Here is a 19,847-nt window from a genome sequence, read left to right as displayed (position 1 = left end):
GAGGGCCCCGGATTGTCAGTGGTGCTCCCTAGAGTTGCCTGTGTGAGCGATCGATGGAGTACCGACGAAGTCTGGGCTCTGGCTCCGGACCCCTCATCACGCAAGGCCGCGCTCAAGGTGGCCAAGCCGGGATCGTGGCCCCAGAGCGGCGTGGTCGTCGCCGACGGCGGCGGAGCCTCGGCCGTCTGGGGTGAGTGCAAGGGGAGCGGGGCCAAGCCCTATCTGGCCGCGGCGCACCTGGACGGGGACAAGGGACCCGCCTACAAGTGCAGCTGCCCCAGCCGGAAGATCCCCTGCAAACACGTCCTCGGCCTGCTCTCCCTGTGGAGCCAGGGCACGGTGGAGGACCGCGAGGACCGGCCCGAATGGGTCACCAAGTGGCTCACGGGCCGCGTCGCCCGACAGGAGCGAGCGACCGGCGCCGCGGCCCCCGCCCCGGCCGACCCGGAGAAGGCCGCCGCCACCCTGCGGGCACGGGACCGGGCGGTCACCGCCGGGCTGGAGGAGCTCCGGCTGTGGTTGCACGACCAGGTCGAGGGCGGCCTCGCCGAGATCCCCGAACTCGGCTACGACCACTGGGACCGGATGGCCAAACGCCTGGTGGACGCCAAGGCCGGCGGTGCGGCCTCCCTGGTCACCCAGCTGCCCCAGACCGGGGGCAGGAGCGGCGGCAGGGACGGCGGGGACCGCTGGCCGGACCGCCTCCTGGAGCGCCTCGGCATGCTGCACCTGCTGGTCGACGGCTACCTGGCGACCGCCGGGGCCGATTCCGGGGCCGACACGGCCTCCGGCGCCGAAGCCGTCGCCGGGACCGGGCCCCACTCCTCGGACGACGCGCGCACCCGGACCAAGCTCCGCTCCCGGGCCGTACTGCGCGCCCGGGTGGGGATCAGCACCCGTACCGAGGAGGTCCTGGCGACCGGGGAACGGGTCCAGGACACCTGGCGGGTCCTCGGCCACCGGGACAGCCTCACCCCCGACGGCATGCGCAGCCGCCGCCAGTGGCTGCGCGGGGCCGCCACCGGCCGGTACGCCCTCTCCCTGACCTACGCCCGCCCCACCCATACCCCGGACTCCCCCTTCCGGCCCGGCACCGAGGCCGAGGGCGAACTCGCCTTCCACCCGGACGGCCGCAGAGCGGTTCGGGCCGGAGCACTGACCGAACGCCCCGCCTCGCCGCCGCCCGGCGGCACCGTCGACCAGGCCCTGGACTCCTACGCCGCGGCCCTGGCCGAGGACCCCTGGCTGGAGGCCTGGCCCGTGGTCCTGGAGAACGCGGTCCCCGCCCGGGGCGAGGGCTGGCACCTGGCCGACCCCACCGGGGCCTCCCTGCCCATGGACAGCGGCGAGCTGTGGCGGCTCCTCGCGGTCACCGGCGGCCGCCCCGCCACCATCGCCGCCGAATGGTCGCCGGGCACCGGCCTGAGCCCCATGACCGTGTGGGACGCCGACGGAAAGGCAGTCTCCCTGTGAACGACCCCCGAACAGCCGAAGTCCCCCCGACCCCCGACACCAGGACCCCCGCGCACCCCTCTCCCGAAGCCCCCTCCGTCGAGACCCCCTCCTGGGACCGCCTGGTCTCCACCGCGCTGGTCGGCACCTCCCGCCGAGCCGTCCCGCACCTGCCCGACCTGCCCCGAAGCCGTCGCGCGGGCGCCGCCGGCCTGCTGGACCTGGTCGCCGTCGACACCGTGCGCACCCGCGCCGGGTACACCGCGCACACCGCCGAACCCGTCACCCCCGACGAGCCCGACCCCCGGCCCCAGGTCGGAGCGGACGCCGCCCACCGGCTGGACGCCATCCTCGCCAACCGCCCCGAGCTCCTGCCCGAGTGGCTGGACCTGGCGGTCCGGGGCGGACGGCGGGTCAGCCACACACAGACCCCCGACCTGCTCGAACGCGCCTCCCGGGACAGCAGCCTGCGCCCCCTCGTCGCCACCGCCGTCGGTCGGCGCGGCACCTGGCTGGCCTCCTTCAACAGCGCGTGGTCCTTCATCGCCCGCGAACCCCTGGCCACCGACGTCCACACCGACCGGGCCTGGCACCACGGCACCCCCGCCGAGCGGCGCCGGACCCTGTTCGCCCTGCGCGCCACCGACCCGGCCGCGGCCCGGGACCTCCTCGCCGCCGCCTGGCCCTCGGAGAACAGGGGTGAGGAGCGGCGCGGACTCCTCGAGGCCCTGACGGTCAACCTCGGACCCGACGACGAGGCGGTGCTCGACCAGGCCCTGGACGACCGCAGCGCCAACGTGCGCGGCCTCGCCCTGACCCTGCTCACCCGGCTGCCCGACAGCGCCCACGCCCACCGCCTCCGCTCCCACCTGCGCGAACACCTGGACCGACAGCTGAGCGGCGGGCGCGGCGCCCCGCGTGCCGTGGACATCGTCGACATGGACGTCACGGCCGCGGACCAGCTGCGCGACCTCGCCCTGGTGCCGCCGAAGAAGTGGCCGAGGTCCCGCCAGGAGCGCTGGGAACTCGGCCGTGTCCTGGTCACACACGCGCCGCTGGACACCTGGACCGAGCGCCTGCGGCTCGACCCCACCGGGGTGCTGAACCTGGCCGAGGAGGAGCGGGACCTGCGCGAGGCCCTCGCCGACGCCGTCTGCCTCCAGGCCGACCCCGACTGGGCACGGGCCCTCCTCGACCACCCCGGGTCGGGACTGGCCCAGCTGCTCCGCTCCGGTGCCATGAGCCGGCACTGGCCGCGCACCAGGGAGCTGTTCGCCGCGCTGCCGGGTGACGAGCGCTGCGCCGCGGTCCTGGCCGCGCTCGGCCCCGCCGACGACCCCGCGGAGCAGACCGATCTGACCCCCCACACCGACAGCGGCTGGAACAGCGACTTCTCCGGGGAGAGGGGCGTCCTGGGCCAGGTCCTGCACGCCGTCGGCGCCCCGTGGACCCGTGAGCTCTCCGAGGAGGTCGTCCGCCGCCTGGCCCGACCGCTCTCGAGGAGGGACGCCCGCGGCTACCGGTTCCTCTGCGAGGCCGTCGCCGAGCACATGCCGCCCGAACACCTCGACCTCCTGCCCGAACAACCACCCCACGAGGAGGAGGGCCACGCCTACCTCCACCTCCGCGAAACCCTCCGATTCCGGCTCGACATGCACAGGGAGCTCTAGTTGACCACCTCCGCCACCGCCCACCCGTCGTCCGGTACCCCCGAAGAACTGTCCGGCGCGCTCCGGCCCCACGCCGAGCAGACCTACGCCGCCGAGCTCGAGGCACTGGCCGGGGCCGACGACCGCCAGCGCCCCCCGGGGTGGCAGCTGTCCCCGTGGGCGGTCACCCAGTACCTGCTGGGCACCACCCTGGACGACGGCACCGAGATCACGCCCAAGTACATCGGCTCGCGCCGCGTGGTCGAGGTGGCCGTGGCCACCCTCGCCACCGACCGCGCCCTGCTGCTCATCGGTGTCCCCGGAACCGCCAAGACCTGGCTGTCCGAACACCTCGCGGCGGCGGTCTCCGGCGACTCCACCCTGCTGGTCCAGGGCACCGCGGGCACCTCCGAGGAGGCCGTCCGGTACGGCTGGAACTACGCCCGGCTGCTCGCCGAGGGCCCCTCCGAGGCAGCGATGGTGCCCAGCCCGGTGATGACCGCCATGGCGCGCGGCTCCATCGGCCGTATCGAGGAGCTCACCCGCATGCCCTCCGACGTGCAGGACGGCCTCATCACCGTGCTGTCGGAGAAGGCTCTGCCCGTCGCCGAACTCGGCATCGAGGTGCAGGCCCGGCGCGGGTTCAACATCATCGCCACCGCCAACGACCGCGACCGCGGCGTCAACGACCTGTCCAGCGCGCTGCGCCGCCGTTTCAACACCGTGGTGCTGCCCGTCCCGGACAGCGCGGAGGACGAGGTCCGCATCGTCACCCAGCGGGTGGAGCAGCTCGGACGGTCCCTGGAACTGCCCGAGGTGCCCACCAGCCTCACCGAGATCCAGCGGGTGGTGACCGTCTTCCGGGAGCTGCGCTCCGGGGTCACCGAGGACAACACCACCAGGGTCAAGTCGCCCAGCGGCACCCTCAGCACCGCCGAGGCGATCTCGGTGATCACCAACGGGATCGCGCTCGCCGCCCACTTCGGTGACGGACAGCTGCGGCCCGCGGACGTCGCCGCCGGGATCCAGGGCGCCGTCGTCCAGGACCGGGTCTCCGACGGGGTCGTGTGGCGCGAGTACCTGGAGACCGTCGCCCGCGAGCGCGACGGCTGGGGCGACTTCTACCGGGCCTGCCGCGAGGTGGGCGCCTGATGGGACGAGCCCGACCGGACACAGACAAGGTGAGTGTCCTCGGTGTCCGCCACCACGGTCCGGGTTCGGCCCGGGCCGTGGCGGCCGCCCTGGACGAGATCAAGCCGGACATCGTGCTGATCGAGGGCCCGCCCGAGGCCGACGCGATCACCTCCCTGGTGGGCGGTCTGGAACCGCCGGTGGCGCTGCTGGTCCACCTGGCCGACACCCCCAGGGCGGGGACGGTGCGCTCCAAGGAGGGCTGGGGATTCTGGCCGTTCGCGTCCTTCTCCCCGGAGTGGGCCGCCCTGGTCCACGCGCACGGGCGCGGCGTGCCGGTGCGCTTCTGCGACCTGCCCGCCGCCCACACGCTCGCGGAACGGATCGAGCGGGCGGAGGCCGCGGAGCAGGGTTCGTCGGACAGCGGTGAGGAAGAGGGGAACCGGGAAGCATCCGGGGTCCGTGCCGATCCGCTCGGGGTGCTCGCCGAGGCCGCCGGATACGACGACGCCGAACGCTGGTGGGACGACGTCGTGGAACAGCGCGGTGACGGCGAGCCCTCGCCCTTCCCCGCGATCGCCGACGCCATGGCCGCCGTCCGCGCCGAGTCCGGGCCCGAGACCGGCCGGGACGCGTGCCGCGAGGCGTACATGCGCCAGACGCTGCGCGCCGTGCTCAAGGAGGGGTACGAGCGGGTGGCGGTGGTGTGCGGCGCCTGGCACGCGCCCGCCCTGCGCGACCTCTCCGACTACCCGGTCAAGAACGACACCGCCCTGCTCAAGGGGCTGCCCAAGGTGAAGACCACCGCCACCTGGGTGCCGTGGACGCACGGTCGGCTCGCCACCGCCAGCGGCTACGGCGCCGGTGTGACCTCGCCCGGCTGGTATCACCACCTGTTCACCGCACCCGATCTGCCGATCCACCGGTGGCTGACCGACGCCGCCCGGATCCTGCGCGAGGAGGGCCAGCCGGTCTCCTCCTCCCACGTCATCGAGGGCGTGCGGCTCGCGGAGAGCCTCGCCGTGCTGCGCGGGCGGCCCCTGGCCGGGATCGACGAGGTCTCCGAAGCGGTCACCGCCGTCCTCTGCGAGGGCGAGCAGGCCCGGGCGGCCCTGGTCCACGGGCGGATGGTGATCGGTGAACGGCTCGGTTCCGTGCCCCCGGACACCCCCATGGTGCCGTTGCAGCGCGACCTGAGGGCCGCGCAGAAAAGGCTCCGCCTCAAACCGGAGGCCTTCGACCGCGACCTCGACCTCGATCTGCGCAAGGACGGCCAGCGCGAACGCAGCGTGCTGCTGCACCGGCTGCGGATGCTCGGAGTCGAGTGGGGCGTGCCGCGCACCGCCGAGGGCAGGTCCCGCGGAACCTTCCGCGAGTCCTGGCGGCTGCGCTGGGAACCCGACATGGACGTCGCGCTGATCGAGGCCGCGCCGTGGGGGACCACGGTGGCCTCCGCGGCCACCGCCCGGGTGGTGGAGATCGCCGCCGACGCCGAACTGCCCACCCTGACCGCGCTCACCGAACAGTGCCTGTTCGCCGAGCTGGGCGACGCGCTCCCGGACGTGCTCGCCCTGCTCACCGACCGGGCCGCCACCGACAGCGACATCACCCACCTGATGTCGGCGCTGCCGCCGCTGGCCCGCTCGGCCCGCTACGGGGACGTGCGGGGGACCGACAGCGCCCACCTGCGCGCGGTCGCCCGCCAGCTGCTGGCCCGGGTGTGCGTGGGACTGGCCCCCGCGGTCCGGGGGCTGGACGACGACGCGGCGGCCGCGTTCGTCAAGGCCATCGACCGGACGCACAGCGCGGCCGGGCTCCTCGATGAGGACGCCCGCGCCTGGACGGACGCCCTCGAGTCCCTGGCCGGCCGGGACAGCGTCCCGGGCCGGATCGCCGGACGGGTCAACCGCATCCTCGCCGACTCCGGCCGGATCGCCCCGGAGGAGCTGCGCCGCAGGCTCGGTCTGGCGATGTCGCCCGGTACCGAGCCCACCCGCGCCGCCGCCTGGCTGGAGGGGTTCCTCCAGGGCAGCGGGCTGATCCTGGTCCACGACGAACAGCTGCTCGGCCTCATCGACACGTGGCTGCTCAGCCTGTCCGAGGAACGGTTCACCGCCGTCCTGCCGCTGCTCCGCCGTACCTTCGGTGCCTTCGGCGGGCCCGAACGCCAGGAGATCGGCGCGGCCGTGACCAGGGCCGACGGTGGCCGGACCACGGCCACCCGTGTCCGGCGCCCCATCGACACCCGCCGTGCGGCCCCGGCGGTCGCGGCCGTGACGGCCCTACTGGAAGGGAGCAGCGCGTGAGCGTGGAAGCAGTGGAGGACTCCGCCGTCAGCGAGAGGGCCCGCCGCTGGCGGCTGGTCCTCGGCGCGCAGTCCCAGTGCGCGACCCTGACCGGCAGCGACCAGGCGATGGACTCGACACTCGCCGCCCTGTACAACCGGGGCGACTCCCCGGTACAGGGAGACGAACGCGGGGGCGATCTCAGCGGTTCGGCGCCCCGTGTCTCCCGCTGGCTGGGGGACATCCGGGAGTACTTCCCGTCCTCCGTCGTCCAGGTGATGCAGTCCGACGCCATGGAGCGGCTCGGCCTCCACCAGCTCCTCCTCGAACCCGAGATGATGGAGGCGGTCGAACCCGACGTGCACCTCGTCGGGACCCTGCTCTCCCTCAACCGGGTGATGCCCGCGGAGGCCCGCGAGAGCGCCCGTGTCATCGTGCGCAAGGTGGTCGACGACCTCGAGAAGCGCGTGGCCCAGAAGACCCGGTCCGTGATCCGCGGGGCGATCGACCGCTCGGCCCGCACCCACCGCCCCCGCCGGGTCGCGGACATCGACTGGAACGCGACCATCCGCCGCAACCTCGCGCACTACCTGCCCGAACACAACACGGTGATCCCGCAGACCCTCGTGGGGTACGGGCGCCGGAGCCAGGGGGTGCAGAAGGACGTCGTCCTGGCCATCGACCAGAGCGGCTCGATGGCCTCCTCCGTCGTCTACGCCAGTGTGTTCGGGGCCGTGCTCGCGTCGATGAGCACCCTGAAGACCTCCCTGGTGGTCTTCGACACCGCCGTCGTCGACCTCACCGAGGAGCTCACCGACCCCGTCGAGGTCCTCTTCGGCACCCAGCTCGGGGGCGGTACCAACATCAACAAGGCGATCGCCTACAGCCAGGGCCTGATCGACCGCCCCCAGGACTCGATCTTCGTGCTGATCAGCGACCTCTACGAGGGCGGCGTCCGCGCGGAGATGCTCAAGCGGGTGGCGGCGATGAAGTCAGCCGGCGTCCAGGTGGTGGTGCTGCTGGCCCTGTCCGACGAGGGCGCCCCCTCCTACGACCGCCAGAACGCGTCGGCCCTGGCCGATCTGGGAGTCCCGGCCTTCGCCTGCACCCCGGACGCGTTCCCCGACCTGATGGCGGCGGCCATCCAGGGCCAGCCGCTGGACGCCTGGGTCGACAAGCACCTGGACGAGTGATCCCGCCCGGGCGGGGCCGGACCCCCTGCGGCCCCGCCCGGGTCCTCAGTCGAGGCAGAACTCGTTGCCCTCGATGTCCTGCATCGTGATGCAGGACTCGTTGACCTCGTCAGCCTCCATCACCCGCACGCATGTCGCGCCGAGCTCCTCCAGCCGGGCGCGCTCGGCCTGGAGCGTGGAGAGGCGTTCCTCTCCGACGAGCCCGGCACCGGCCCGGACGTCGAGGTGCACGCGGTTCTTGGTGGTCTTGCCCTCGGGGACCCGCTGGAAGTACAGCCGCGGCCGGGCTCCTGTGGGGTCGACGCAGGCGAACGCGGAACCCTGCTGCTCAGGCGGCAGCGAGCTGTCGAACTCGTCCCAGCTCGCGAACCCCTCCGGAACCGGCGGCTCGACGTACCCCAGCACCTCGCACCAGAACCGGCCGACGCGCATCGGCTCCGCGCAGTCGAAGGTGACCTGAATATCCATGATCGCAGTCATCGGGCCACCGTAGCGGCGTACCGCTGACACCCGAAAGTACTTTTACGCCCGGGGCGACAGGCGTCTCGCCAGCGCCGCACCCGTGGAGCCCAGCACCGCACCGGAGACCGAGACGCGAACGTCGTGTCGACCCCCGCGCAGGCTCTGGACCTGCCAGGACTGCCCTCCCGCCCTCTCGGAAAAACCCTTGGCCAGGGCGTCCCGGCCGGGGTTAACCTGCATTCCATGCCGCTCGCGAAAGAGCTGGCCGCCCTCTAGCGGCGGCCTGACCCACCTCACGTCCTGACCGCCGCATCAGCTTCCAAGCCGGTGCGGTCCTTCGGGCTGCCCGGTGTCCTTCGAAACACACCGGATGTACCCGTGAAAACTCCTCCGAACGACGGTAGGGGCGGCGGCACGATCGTGCTCGTCACCGTTCTCCTGTCGACACTTCTCCTCCCGCTGTCCCTGACCGGGGCCTCGGTCGCGCTGCCCGACATCCAACGCGGCCTCGGCGTCGGGCTCACGTCGGCGCAGTGGGTGGTCAACTCCTACAACGCCTGTTTCGCCGCCTTCCTGGTGAGCGCCGGGTCGATCGCGGACGCGGTCGGGCGGCGCCGGGTCTACGCCTTCGGGGTGGCCCTCTTCTTCGTCTGCGGTCTGCTGTGCCTGCTCGTGCAGGACATCGGGGCGCTGGTCGCGCTGCGGGCCCTGGGCGGGGCCGGGGCGGCCGCCGCGGTGGCCGGAGGGGGTTCGATGCTCGCTCTGACCTTCGAGGGGCCGGCCCGGGCGAGGGCCTTCGGCCTGCTCGGGACCGTTCTGGGCGCGGGCACCGCCTTCGGGCCCGCGGTGGCGGGGCTGCTGGTCGAGAACCTGGGCTGGCGGTTCGCCTTCGCAGGGCCCGCGCTGGTGGCCGGTCTGGTGCTGCTGCTGGTCACGAGGGTGCCCGCGATGTGCGGCGACGGGCGGTCCGTGGACTGGCTCGGCGGCGCGCTGTTCACCGCGGCGCTGCTCAGCCTGATCGGCGGGCTGGTCGAGGGACCCAGCCGGGGGCTTCCCGCGCTCGTGGCGTTCCTGGTCCCGGCCGTGGTCCTGTTCGGGCTGTTCGTCGTGGTGGAGCGGCGGCGGCAGGAGCCGCTGGTCGACGTCGGCCTGCTGGCCAACCGGAGGTTCGTGGCCTACGCCCTGGCCGCGGCGACCTTCATGTCGGTGCTGGTGCCGCTTCTGGTCTACCTGCCCTCCTACCTGATCAACGTGGTCGGGCTGGGCCCGGGCACGGCGGGGCTCTGGTTGCTGTTCCTGACCGTTCCGACCCTGCTCCTGCCCGCGGTCGGCGCGGAGCTGGCCAACCGGCTCCCGCACACGGGGGTGGTCGTCGGCGCGCTCCTGCTTCTGGGCGCGGGCGTCCTCGGCTTCACCACGCTGGGCCCGGACGCCACCCCGTGGTCGGTGCTGCTCCCGTTCCTGCTGGTGGGTACGGGTGTGGGTCTCACCGGAGGGATGATCGACGGCCTGGGTCTGGGTGCGGTTCCGCCCGAGCGGGTGGGCACCGCGGCCGGGGTGTTCAACGCGACCCGGCTGAGCCTCGAAACCGTCTCCATCGCCGCTGTGGGCGCGGCCCTGGCCGTCCTCACCGGCGGCCGGCTCGACGGTCCCGGGTTCACCGGGGCCCTGCACGGTGTCGCCCTGGTCCTCGTCGGGTTCGTCCTGCTGGTGGTGCTCGCTGTCCTCGCCCTGACCCGTACTCCGCGCGCACGGGTCACCACCTGGCGGTGACAGCCACCGGGTGGCCGCCCTGACCTGGGGGTTGTCGGGAGATAACAAGATGCCTTGTTTTCCGTGCTTCCTTGGCGGAACCGGGTACCACCCGGGCACCATGGTGGGGATGACGGGGGAGGACGCATGACCGACTGGCCGCCGGGCAGCTTCATGTCCAGGCTCGAACCCCGGAGCGCGGCCCGGTTCCTCTCGCTCGCGCGGCCGCGGAGCCTGCCCGCCAACCGCGTCCTCATCACCCAGGGGGACGCGGAGGAACAGGTCATGCTCCTGGGTCCGCCGGGGTACGGGGCCTCGGCGGACCCTGCGTGCGTCACGATCACGTCCGTGCTGCGCAACGGCACCGAGGCGATGTTCGGGATCCGGCGGTGGGGCGACCTGGTCGGTGAGCTCAGCATGTTCCGGGAGACCCGGCCCACGGCCACGGTCACCTCGTGTGCCCCGTTGACGGTCCGGGTCTACCCGCACCAGGTCTTCGAGGGTTTCCTGGAACAGCACTCCGACGCGTGGCGGGCGATGATCGCCGTGACGGCCGAGCGCCAGGAGTGCGCGGACCGCCAGCGGGCGGAGTTCGCGGGCTACGAGGTCGAGGCCAGGGTGGCCCGGGTCCTGGTCGACATGGCCCGGCGCCACGGGGTCCCCACCGAGAGGGGTGTCCATCTGGGGGTCCGGCTCTCCCACACCGATCTGGGGAAACTCATCGGTGCGCGCACGGACGCGGTCGGCAACGCGATCCGCCGCTTCCGGGCGAAGGGGCTCCTGCTCACCAGCTACAAGAACGTGGTGATCGTGGACATGGAGGGCCTGAACGGGGTCTACGAAGCCGCTTAGTGAACCTTTCCCGGCCGAATTGCCGACTGGTCGGTGGTCCACAGGACCCGAAGGCGACACAATCCACTCGGGCATCACGCCCGGCCCCGCCTCCGCACGGCCAGCGCCGCCTCCTCCCCCGGTGCCCTCTCCTGTGCGGAGAAGCGCGGCAGGGCTGTCGGAACGGTGAGGACGGCACCGTTCCGACAGCCCCCGTCCGACCTGGCGGAACCTCCCTGACAACACCACCCTCTCCGGCATAGCCTGGGCTGACCCGACCCACCGAACGGAGAGTGGTCCCCGTGGCAGCGACCCCGACCAGCCGGCGCCCCGCCACCCTCGACGCGATCGAGAGCGACACCGAGGGCATCGGTTTCAGCATGTCCTGCGAGGAGGCGGTCGGGCAGCTCCTGCGGGCCCTCGTCGCGTCCAAGCCCGGCGGACGGATCCTGGAGCTCGGCACCGGGACCGGGGCCGGAACCGCCTGGCTGCTGGCCGGGATGGACGAGCGGGCCCGGCTGGACACCCTCGACAACGACCCCGAGTGCCTGGGCGTGGCCCGGCGCCACCACACGGCGGACCCCAGGGTGACGATCTTCGAGGCCGACGGCGGCGAGTGGCTGAGCGCACGCGCCACCGACGACGGTCCCGGTTACGACCTGGTCTTCGCCGACACCTGGCCGGGCAAGTTCACCCACCTCGACGAGGCGCTCGCCCTGGTGGACCGGGGCGGGTTCTACGTGGTGGACGACCTCGCACGCCAACCCGCGGGCGCCTCTGTGCCGGAGGACCACTGCCTGGCGGTGGAGGCCCTCGTCGAGAACCTGGAGTCCCGTTCCGGCTGGGAGCGCCTCCCGTTGCTCGGCTGGTCCTGCGGTGTTCTGGTCATGGTCCGCAAATAGAGCGGTGGCGGCTGCTCACGCCCTAGGGTCGTAAGGGCACGCGACCGTGTGCGCGAACCGACCGGGGGCACCGTGAACCTGCGTTTCCAGGAACTCGACTGGCGGCCCACACCCATGGGCGTGATCAGTCTCCGTGTGCGATGGGATCCGATGGCCAAGGCCGAGGTCCACGAGATCAAGCTCGACGACGACTTCCTCATGTCCAGCCTGTTCGTCCAGGGTGAGATCGACGTGGCCCGGCTCGCCCTGGCCGAGCTGCACCGCGCGCCCGTCCCCGACGGCGGGTACGACGTGGTGGTCGGAGGCCTGGGGCTCGGGCACACCGCCCTGACCGTGCTCGACGACCCCGACGTCCGCTCCCTGGTGGTGGTCGAGGCCCTGCCCGAGGTGGTGGCCTGGCACGAGGCCGAGCTCATCCCGGCGGGGAAGCGGCTCACCGCCGACACCCGCTGCGCGCTGGCCCAGGGCGACTTCTTCGCCCTCGCCGCGGGGGAGGACCTGGACCCCGAGCACCCCGGCCGACGCTTCCACGCCGTGGTCGTGGACATCGACCACTCGCCGCGCCACCTGCTGAACCCCGCGCACGCGCCCTTCTACGAGCCCGACGGGGTCCGCCGCCTCCTGGCCCACCTGCACCCCGGCGGGGTCTTCGCCCTGTGGTCCAACGACCCGCCGGACGAGGACTACACGGACGTGCTGCGCGAGCACTTCACGGACGTGCGCGCCGAGGTGGTGAGCTTCCCCAACCCCTACCAGGAGCAGCCCGCCACCAACACGGTGTACCTGGCCACGGCTCCCGCCTCCGGCTGACAACCGCCCCCGGCGTCTTCGCGTGTGGTCCGACACAAGCGCATCCGTCCCTTCCGGCGCGGCTGAAACTCCCGTAACTGGAAACGGGGTAACGGTGTGGTGGAAGCGAACCAGAGCGGGGGATCAGGGATGTTGGACAGACTGAGGGACGGGGTCCGGCGCGCTCGCCAACGGCGCGGATTCGAGCGCGAGACCGCCGTCGTCATCATCAAGTGCGTACTGGCCGCGACTCTGGCCTGGTGGGTGGGCACCCTCATCGGGGCCACCTCCCAGATCGGGTTCGCGCCCTTCACCGCCCTGCTCGTGGTCCGGCCGAGCGTGTACGGCTCGGTGCTCCAGTCGTCCCGCTACATCGCGGCGGTCTTCGCCGGAGCCCTGCTCGCCGGGCTGGTCGGACTCACGGTGGGCCCGCAGTTGTGGTCGTTCCCCCTGCTGGTCCTGGTCGCGCTGATCGCCGGACAGGCGCGGTGGTTCGGCACGCAGGGCACCCAGCTGCCCGTGGTCGCGGCCTTCGCGCTGGCGGGCGGCACGGCGGGAAGCGCCTCCGACCTGGGATACCTCCTGCTGATGGTCTGTCTGGGCGCCGCCTCCGCCCTGGTCGTCAACGCGGTGCTCGCTCCCGCCATCCGGTTCCGTGACGCCGAGAACGCGGTCCTGGACCTCGCGGACGGGTTGCGCTCCCTGACCGGCGAGATGGCCGAGGGCCTGCGCGAAGGGAGGGACGGCATGAACCTGGACCACTGGGGACGAGCCTGCGGCGGACTCGACGGCACCGTCCGCAACGCCGAGGAGGCGGTCCGACGACAGGAGGAGCGGCTCCGGCTCAACCCGAGGCTCCTGCTCACCGGGCGCCGTCCCGACCCCGCCGTCCTGGACAACTACCAGGGCTGGATCTCCGCGTTGAGCCGGTCCTCCCGGCACGTGCAGTCCATCGTCCGGACCCTGCGCTCCACCACGGGCGAGGGATCGCGCTTCCCCGGGCCGGACGATGCCTTCCTCCGCGAGTACGCCCCGTTGCTCGACCACGCCTCGGGCATCCTCCAGGCCGTGTACGACGCCGAGGAGCCCGAATACCCGGAGCCCTCCGCGGAACTGTGTGCCAGGGTCGACGAGGCGCTGCGGCTGGTGGACGAGGAACGGACCAGGATGCGCGAGAGCTGGGACGACGAGAACTGGCCGGTCTACAGCGCCCTGGTCACCGATGTCGAACGGCTCTTCGAGGAGGTCAACCAGGGCTACGACAACAGCACGCGCGGGGAGAGCGCGCCCTCGGACCGCGGGTGAGGGTACGCGCGTGCCGAGTGGGCAGGGTTCGGACATGGAACGGACACCCGCACGCACACGGAAGAACAGAACCGGCGTACGAACCCTCTCCCTCCTGGGCGCGGCCCTTCTCGTGAGCGGCTGTTCCACCACCGGGGCCGGCGGTGCGGGCCCGGGGGAGGGCACGGAGAACGGGGGGTCCGCCGGATCCGGGGCCCTCGCCCCGGGGCAGCCCGAGGACATCGCCACCGATCTCGAGGTCCCGTGGGGGATCGACTTCCTCCCCGACGGCTCCGCGCTGGTCGCCCAACGCGACTCGGCGGTCGTGGCCCGCGTGGCCCCGGACGGGCAGACCTCCGAGGCCGGCACGATCGACGGGGTGGCGCACGGCGGCGAGGGTGGCCTGCTCGGCCTGGCCCTGGACCCGGACTTCCCCGAGGAGCCCTACGCGTACGTCTACTACACGACCGACTCGGACAACCGGGTCAGCCGGGTGGAGTACGACGCCGACGCCGACTCCCTCGGCGACACCGAGGTGATCCTGGACGGTGTCCCGGCCGCGACCAACCACAACGGCGGCCGGATCGCCTTCGGCCCCGACGGGTACCTGTACGTGGCCACGGGGGACGCCCAGGACACGGACAGCTCCCAGGACACCGACTCCCTGGGCGGGAAGATCCTGCGGATCACCACCCTCGGCGACCCCGCGCCGGACAACCCCTTCGACAACCACGTCTACAGCTACGGGCACCGCAACGTACAGGGTCTGGCCTGGGACGAGGAGGAGAACCTGTACGCGACCGAGTTCGGTCAGGACACCCTGGACGAGGTCAACCTGATCGAGCCGGGCGACAACTACGGCTGGCCGGTGGTCGAGGGCCCCGGAGGCGGTGACGAGTACACGGATCCGCTGGTCACCTGGGAGCCCGCCGAGGCCTCGCCGAGCGGCGCGGCTGTCGCCGGGGACTCGTTGTACGTGGCGTCGCTGCGCGGCGCGCGCCTCTGGGAGATCCCGCTCAACGGTGACGGGACGGTGGGCGAGCCCGAGCCGCACTTCGTCGACGAGTTCGGCCGCCTGCGCACGGTGGTCACCCATCCTGACGGCGACTCCCTGTGGTTGGGCACCAGCAATCTGGACTCCTGGGGTTCCCCGGCCGATGACGACGACCGCGTCATGCGCGTTCCGCTGGAGTGACGACGGCCGTCGGGGCGTGAGCGGCACCGACGACGTCACCGCCGTCCGCGTCGCCCCGGGTGAGTCCACGCTCGCGGAGAGCCCCGGACCCGGACCCGACACCTGAGCAGCCCTCGGCCGTCAAGCCGAAGCTTCCGGTCACGGGTGCGTCGGTGGGCGGACTCGTCGGTACGGTCGCGCTGCTGTTCATCGCCGGTGCGCCGGCCATCGCCGTCGTGTGGCAGAGGCACACCAGCTCTGACACGTGAACGGTCCCGGGACCGGCGGTGGACCGCTGGTCCCGGGACGGGCCACCGTGATCAGCCGAGCAGGTTGCCCGGGAGGATCTCCTCGGCGAGGACACGATGGATCCTGTCGTCCTCACCGAGGTGCCCCGGGTGTTCGGCGCCCTCACGCAACCGGGCGCGCACCGCCGCGACGACCTCCTCACTGAGCAGCGTCTTCGCGAGCGGTGCCGCCTCGGCCGCCTCACACCACCGGCGCAGCGAGTCCAGCCGGCCGTGCTCCACCGCCTCACGGGTCAGGTGGAACAGGCCGTCGACGTTGCGGTCGTGGGCCTCCGCGTCCAGGAGGTCGATGTCGACGACCGGGACCGGGACGTGCCCCTCACCGTCGGGGCGCAGGTGGTAGACCCGCCAGACCCGGCCGTTGGTGAGGAACACCCACTCCGCGCCCTCCTGCGCGGCCAGCCGCCGGGACATCTGGATGTTGCGCAGGTCCAGCCCCTGGCCGATCCGCCGCACCTCGACCGGGGCGAAGAGCTTGCCGTCCAGGACGATCGCGTAGTCGATGGAGTCCCCGCTGGTGCGGTACTCCGTGGTCAGGTCCTGGTACTTGCTGAAGTTCAGTCCGACGTCGAAGAAGTCGGCGACCAGCATCCGGGTGTCACCGTCGTTGGCGTCGCGCTCGGCGAGGTCGGCCAGGGGGCCGGAGAACCGGTCGACCGCGGCGGCGACCCGGCTCCTGACGGCGGTCTCCCAGCTCAGTGTCGTGGTGAACTGGCCGGTCCTGGCCATGACCTGGGTCTCTTCAGCGTCCATGCCGTCCGTTTCCGTGTCTGGGGCAGCCCCGCCACACGGCTTTCTCCGGGACCGGGGAACACGCGGACGAGGGGGAGAATCCGCCTCAGATGCTACAGCTCCGCCACGGAAACCCCACCCTGGAGGGGGTTTGCGCCCGCACGATCCGCCTTGCCGGAGTGCCTCACCGGTCCGCCTCGTCGAGGAATCGGGCGATCGCCTCCTCGTAGGAGGCCACCCGTGTGTAGTAGGCGGGCGCGGTGGTCTCGGCCGGCAGCGTCCAGGCGAGCACCCCGACGATCAGGCCGTCGACGACCAGGGAGCTGCCGCTGTCGGTGCCGCGGATCGGCGCGGCGAAACCGTCGGCCCCGGCGCACAGGTAGGAGTCGGTGTCGTAGCTCATGCCGTGCATCGTGGGCGGCGGCGCGAAACTCCTTGTCCTGTCGGCACGCCGCGCGCACTCGTCGTCGGGCTCGACGCGGCTGGGCGACCCCCACAGCACGGGCTCGTCCTCCGGAGAGACCCGCCACCCCAGGAGTTCCGTCGTCTCACCGCCGGTCAGCGGGGGATCGTCCGCCGCGGCCATGGGCAGGGTGGTGTAGGGCAGTTCCTCTTCCAGAAGCAGCACTCCGATGTCCCCGGGGGTCTTGTGGTCCGTTCTGATCAGGCCGCCCACGATCGTCTGGCGGCCGTCCGCGTACTCCGGGTCGACCCACTTCCCGACGGCGTCGACGGTGTGGCCCTCGTCGGTTCTCAGGTCGTCGCGGTGTGCGATCACCACCCGCCACGGGTGGTCCTGCGTGGTGACCGGGCCGTGGCCGGGCACGGGGGCGGGCCCGGGACGCGTGTAGTCCCAGACCACGCCCGCCGCATAACCCAGCACCACGACCAGCACCGAGGCGACCGCGACACGTGTCCGGGGCCTGGCCCGAGAGCGCTCGGCCCGACGCCGTCCGTTCGCTTCGCCGACTTTCCCGGCTTCTCCGGCTTCGCTCATGCCCGACCCCGTCCGTTGAAAGGCCGTCCCCCTTCACCGGACACGGCCGCCTCGAGTTGCTCGATCACGGGTCCATCCTGAGCCCGCGGCGCCCTCCGCCGCATCGGCCCTGGGGTGACAGTCGCACTGTCGACTCAGGGGGACATCCGGGCCCGTGCGCCCACGTCGAAGGCGGTGTCGCAGGCGTCGCGGACGGCGGGGTCGTGGGTGGCGACGACCACCGCGCAGCCCCGTCGGCTCATCCGGCGCAGGACGTCCACGACCACGGTGCTGTTGGCGTGGTCCAGAGCCCCCGTGGGCTCGTCGGCCAGGACCAGGGAAGGCTGCTTGACCATGAGCCGGGCCAGGGCGACACGTTGCTGTTCGCCGCCGGACAGGTGGTGGACCCGCTCCCTCCCGCGCCCGGCCAGGCCGACCCCCGCCAGGGCGGACGCGTGGTCGGGGCGGGTTCCGCGGCGGCGGGCCACGTCCAGGTTGGCCTTCACGGTGGCGTTCTCGATCAGGGCGTAGTTCTGGAACAGGTAGCCGAGGTGGTCGCGGCGGAACCGGCGCCGCCGCCCCGGACCCAGCCGGGTGAGGTCGGTGCCCTCGAACAGGATCCGCCCGCCGCCGGGCCGCTCCAGCAGGCCCATGCAGTTGAGCAGGGTGGTCTTGCCCGACCCGCTGGCACCGACCAGGGCGAGCATGCGGCCGGGTTCGACGGTCAGGTCGAGCTCCTCCCACAGGACACGGTCGCCGAAGGACTTGCTGAGGTGCTCCAGAGTGATCACGGTGTTCCTCGGTTCTGTGGGCGGTCAGGCCTGGGAGGCGCCCTCACGGACGAGGCGCCGGTGGAAGAGGGCGAGGGCGCCCAGGGTGAGTGCGAGTGAGGCCAGTGCGATCCCCAGCGCGTGGAGCGGTTCGGCCCCGGTGACCGCGGTCGGAGCGGGCCGGGCGGGGTCGTTCGCCGCGGCCGTTCCGGTGACGGTGCTCCAGAGGGCCCATCCGACGAACACCGCCGCGACGGCGGCCTCGGCGGCCAGCAGCCTTCGGTGGGTGGCCAGCAACCCCCACCCGCTGATGTGCCGGGCGAAGATCTCCTGTGCCCGGGTGCGCACGTGGACGACACACGCCGCCATGGCGGTCAACAGGAGTACGGTGCCCGCGCCGACCAGATTGAACAGCTCGGTCCGCAGCGTGTTCACCGTGACGGCGTGGGCCCTGAGCGCGCTCGTGCCGAGGGGCTCGACCATCGAGACGTACCGTGACGCCTCCGGGTCGTCGGCCCGGAACGCCTCCACCACGTCCGGGTCGGGGAAGACCGTCTGCCGCCCGGACATGTGGTTGACGTAGCCGTTGTCGGACAGGACCGAACCGTTGGGCAGCGCCACGACCACCGGCTCGTGCAGCAGGGGCAGGGCCTCGCCGACGCGTTCCCCGGCGCCGTAGGTGAAGACGGTCTGGCCGTCGGCCGCGGGAAGCACCTCCACGTCGAACTCGCGCCCCGGGCCGCTGTTGCTCCCGAGCCAGCCGGCCACCCCCTCGGCCAGCTGTTCGGCGTGCCCGGCCGCGGAGACGGGCAGGAGGACCCGGACGTTCCCGGACGGCCCGTACCGCTCTCCGGAAGGGGAGAGGACTGCCTCCTCCCGCAGATAGGTGTCGTTGACCACGAGGACCGGGTGCTCCAGGACGGGTGTGCCCGGGGAGCCCCGCCCGGAGATCTTGCCCGGAGGGCCCGGACCGACCGGGACGATCTCGGCGGGGCGGAGCCGTGCGGCCAGCACCATGTGGCCGTCGGTGTCGGCCCGCCTCAGCCACGGGCCGAGGGCCTCGTCGACCGCGCGCTCGTCGGACCAGCCGTAGCTGGCGCTCAGCGCGGGGCGCGAGACCTCTCCGTACCGCTCGAGGATCTCCAGCCCGGCGCGCTGGTCCCGGGCCTCCTGCGAGGTGGCGACCACGGTGCCGAGCAGCGCGAGGGTCAGTACCAGCACCGGGACGCGCACCAGGTGGACGGCGACGGTGGTGCCGCGTACGGGCAGGCGTCCCTTCAGCGCGGGCAGCACACCGGTCGTGTGCACCAGGGCCAGCGCGAGGGCGTGGGCCACCAGGCAGGCCAGGGCGAGCAGCGCGAACAGCAGCAGGGCCAGGGAGGTGTAGAAGCCGAGCTGGTTCCCGCCGTTGTAGAGGCCGAGGAAACCCGCCACGGCGGCCGCCGCAACGGGCAGGACCACCGCCCACAGGCGGAGCACGCCGGTCAGCTCTCCGGCCAGGATGCCCGCGTAGGAGCGGCCCTGGAGGCGCCTGACGGCGTGGTCGCGGGAGGAGAGCAGGACCCCCGCGCCGGTGGCGGTGACGGTGGTGAGCAGGGCGACCGCCACGAGGTGGAGCAGGTGGCCGCCGGCGAGGAAGTGCCACAGACGGGTGGTCTGGGTTCCGGGTGCCTCGGACAGGCCGTGCCCGGCGAGTGCCTCGCGTAGGGCGGGCTCGGCCTCCGGGGGACCGAACACCAGGTAGTAGCCGTTGGGCCCCACGCCACCGAACTCGGCGAGGGGGTGGGTCCGGATGGTGAAGGAACGCCCGAAGGAGGGGTAGCCCTCGTCCAGCCAGCGGGCGTACCGGGAGTCGGGGTCGGAGACCGCCAGGTACAGGTGGGCCAGCGACGACGGGTCGTGGACGTCGAGGACGCTGTAGCCGATGGCGGCGTCGTGGGAGTCGGCGACCTCCTGCACGGAGCGCGCGACGTCGTCGGTGTCGTGGGTTCCGTCGTTCTCGGTGATCCAGACCAGTGCGGAGCGTTCGAGCACGTGGAGGGTCGGTTCGGCGGTGGCGGCGAGCAGGAAGGCGATGAGCGCGGCGAACGCGACACACGCCGTGTAGGCGAAGGAGAGGGTCCGGTTCGGCACCTGGCGGTCCTGTAGGGGCGGGAG

At 72.6% G+C, this 19,847-nt stretch carries 16 protein-coding genes; 11 read left to right on the top strand and 5 right to left on the bottom strand.

Going from position 1 to position 19,847, the window contains the following annotated elements:
• The first annotated feature begins 117 nt into the window (after positions 1 to 117).
• From D458_RS0116255 to D458_RS0116235, 5 genes are read left to right on the top strand one after another with little or no spacing between them, the layout of a single operon-like run.
• Positions 118 to 1,473: an SWIM zinc finger family protein gene (locus D458_RS0116255; RefSeq protein ID WP_026119363.1), complete on the top strand. Its 1,356-nt coding sequence runs from the start codon at positions 118 to 120 to the stop codon at positions 1,471 to 1,473.
• Complete coding sequence (locus D458_RS0116250; protein WP_017587812.1) at positions 1,470 to 3,122, top strand: DUF5691 domain-containing protein; 1,653 nt, start codon at positions 1,470 to 1,472, stop codon at positions 3,120 to 3,122. Before D458_RS0116255 ends, D458_RS0116250 begins: the two co-directional genes overlap by 4 nt.
• Positions 3,123 to 4,253, top strand: coding sequence for an ATP-binding protein (locus D458_RS0116245; RefSeq protein WP_017587811.1), 1,131 nt, complete (start codon positions 3,123 to 3,125; stop codon positions 4,251 to 4,253).
• Complete coding sequence (locus D458_RS0116240) at positions 4,253 to 6,538, top strand: DUF5682 family protein (RefSeq protein WP_026119362.1); 2,286 nt, start codon at positions 4,253 to 4,255, stop codon at positions 6,536 to 6,538. The genes D458_RS0116245 and D458_RS0116240 overlap by 1 nt, the downstream gene beginning before the upstream one ends.
• Positions 6,539 to 6,549: 11 nt before the next feature.
• The gene (locus tag D458_RS0116235) at positions 6,550 to 7,710 is read left to right on the top strand and encodes a VWA domain-containing protein (RefSeq protein WP_017587809.1); all 1,161 of its coding nucleotides are present in this window, start codon (positions 6,550 to 6,552) and stop codon (positions 7,708 to 7,710) included.
• A 45-nt stretch (positions 7,711 to 7,755) separates the two neighbouring features.
• On the opposite strand, the gene D458_RS0116230 is transcribed toward D458_RS0116235, so the two are convergent.
• Complete coding sequence (locus D458_RS0116230) at positions 7,756 to 8,190, bottom strand: VOC family protein (RefSeq protein WP_026119360.1); 435 nt, start codon at positions 8,188 to 8,190, stop codon at positions 7,756 to 7,758.
• Positions 8,191 to 8,550: 360 nt separating this feature from the next.
• Here D458_RS0116230 and D458_RS0116220 point away from each other — a divergent pair, with 360 nt between their 5' ends.
• The 6 genes from D458_RS0116220 (at position 8,551) to D458_RS0116195 (ending at position 14,925) form a co-directional block, all read left to right on the top strand.
• Positions 8,551 to 9,945 (top strand): MFS transporter, encoded by a 1,395-nt coding sequence (locus tag D458_RS0116220; RefSeq protein ID WP_239647968.1) that lies wholly within the window; start codon positions 8,551 to 8,553, stop codon positions 9,943 to 9,945.
• 126 nt (positions 9,946 to 10,071) lie between these two features.
• The gene (locus D458_RS0116215) at positions 10,072 to 10,776 is read left to right on the top strand and encodes a Crp/Fnr family transcriptional regulator (RefSeq protein ID WP_017587805.1); all 705 of its coding nucleotides are present in this window, start codon (positions 10,072 to 10,074) and stop codon (positions 10,774 to 10,776) included.
• A 281-nt stretch (positions 10,777 to 11,057) separates the two neighbouring features.
• A complete protein-coding gene (locus D458_RS0116210; protein WP_026119359.1) occupies positions 11,058 to 11,657 on the top strand; it encodes an O-methyltransferase in 600 nt (199 codons plus the stop codon).
• A 72-nt stretch (positions 11,658 to 11,729) separates the two neighbouring features.
• Complete coding sequence (locus D458_RS0116205) at positions 11,730 to 12,467, top strand: polyamine aminopropyltransferase (RefSeq protein WP_040702508.1); 738 nt, start codon at positions 11,730 to 11,732, stop codon at positions 12,465 to 12,467.
• Between the two features lie 129 nt (positions 12,468 to 12,596).
• Entirely contained in the window at positions 12,597 to 13,751 is a 1,155-nt protein-coding gene (locus D458_RS0116200) for an FUSC family protein (protein ID WP_017587802.1), read from the top strand.
• A gap of 34 nt (positions 13,752 to 13,785) precedes the next feature.
• Positions 13,786 to 14,925, top strand: a complete 1,140-nt coding sequence (locus D458_RS0116195; protein WP_017587801.1) for a PQQ-dependent sugar dehydrogenase — start codon at positions 13,786 to 13,788, stop codon at positions 14,923 to 14,925.
• Positions 14,926 to 15,224: 299 nt separating this feature from the next.
• Here the strand turns inward: D458_RS0116195 and D458_RS0116180 are convergent, their stop codons facing one another.
• From D458_RS0116180 to D458_RS0116165, 4 genes are all read right to left on the bottom strand, one after another.
• Positions 15,225 to 15,965 (bottom strand): hypothetical protein, encoded by a 741-nt coding sequence (locus tag D458_RS0116180; RefSeq protein WP_017587798.1) that lies wholly within the window; start codon positions 15,963 to 15,965, stop codon positions 15,225 to 15,227.
• Between the two features lie 163 nt (positions 15,966 to 16,128).
• Positions 16,129 to 16,941 (bottom strand): trypsin-like serine protease, encoded by an 813-nt coding sequence (locus D458_RS0116175; RefSeq protein WP_083936331.1) that lies wholly within the window; start codon positions 16,939 to 16,941, stop codon positions 16,129 to 16,131.
• Between the two features lie 134 nt (positions 16,942 to 17,075).
• Positions 17,076 to 17,711 (bottom strand): ATP-binding cassette domain-containing protein, encoded by a 636-nt coding sequence (locus D458_RS0116170; RefSeq protein WP_017587796.1) that lies wholly within the window; start codon positions 17,709 to 17,711, stop codon positions 17,076 to 17,078.
• A 24-nt stretch (positions 17,712 to 17,735) separates the two neighbouring features.
• Positions 17,736 to 19,823: a hypothetical protein gene (locus D458_RS0116165; protein ID WP_017587795.1), complete on the bottom strand. Its 2,088-nt coding sequence runs from the start codon at positions 19,821 to 19,823 to the stop codon at positions 17,736 to 17,738.
• Positions 19,824 to 19,847 lie beyond the last annotated feature (24 nt).

It is taken from the genome of Nocardiopsis ganjiahuensis DSM 45031 (assembly GCF_000341085.1).
GTDB lineage: Bacteria > Actinomycetota > Actinomycetes > Streptosporangiales > Streptosporangiaceae > Nocardiopsis > Nocardiopsis ganjiahuensis.
This window is presented reverse-complemented; position numbering and strand designations above follow the sequence as displayed.

Bases quoted from the DNA above. Each gene is read 5' to 3' on its own strand.
- D458_RS0116175 (WP_083936331.1), bottom strand. From the start codon at position 16,941: ATGAGCGAAGCCGGAGAAGCCGGGAAAGTCGGCGAAGCGAACGGACGG.
- D458_RS0116180 (WP_017587798.1), bottom strand. From the start codon at position 15,965: ATGGACGCTGAAGAGACCCAGGTCATGGCCAGGACCGGCCAGTTCACC.
- D458_RS0116195 (WP_017587801.1), top strand. From the start codon at position 13,786: ATGGAACGGACACCCGCACGCACACGGAAGAACAGAACCGGCGTACGA.
- D458_RS0116215 (WP_017587805.1), top strand. From the start codon at position 10,072: ATGACCGACTGGCCGCCGGGCAGCTTCATGTCCAGGCTCGAACCCCGG.
- D458_RS0116240 (WP_026119362.1), top strand. From the start codon at position 4,253: ATGGGACGAGCCCGACCGGACACAGACAAGGTGAGTGTCCTCGGTGTC.
- D458_RS0116230 (WP_026119360.1), bottom strand. From the start codon at position 8,190: ATGACTGCGATCATGGATATTCAGGTCACCTTCGACTGCGCGGAGCCG.
- D458_RS0116200 (WP_017587802.1), top strand. From the start codon at position 12,597: ATGTTGGACAGACTGAGGGACGGGGTCCGGCGCGCTCGCCAACGGCGC.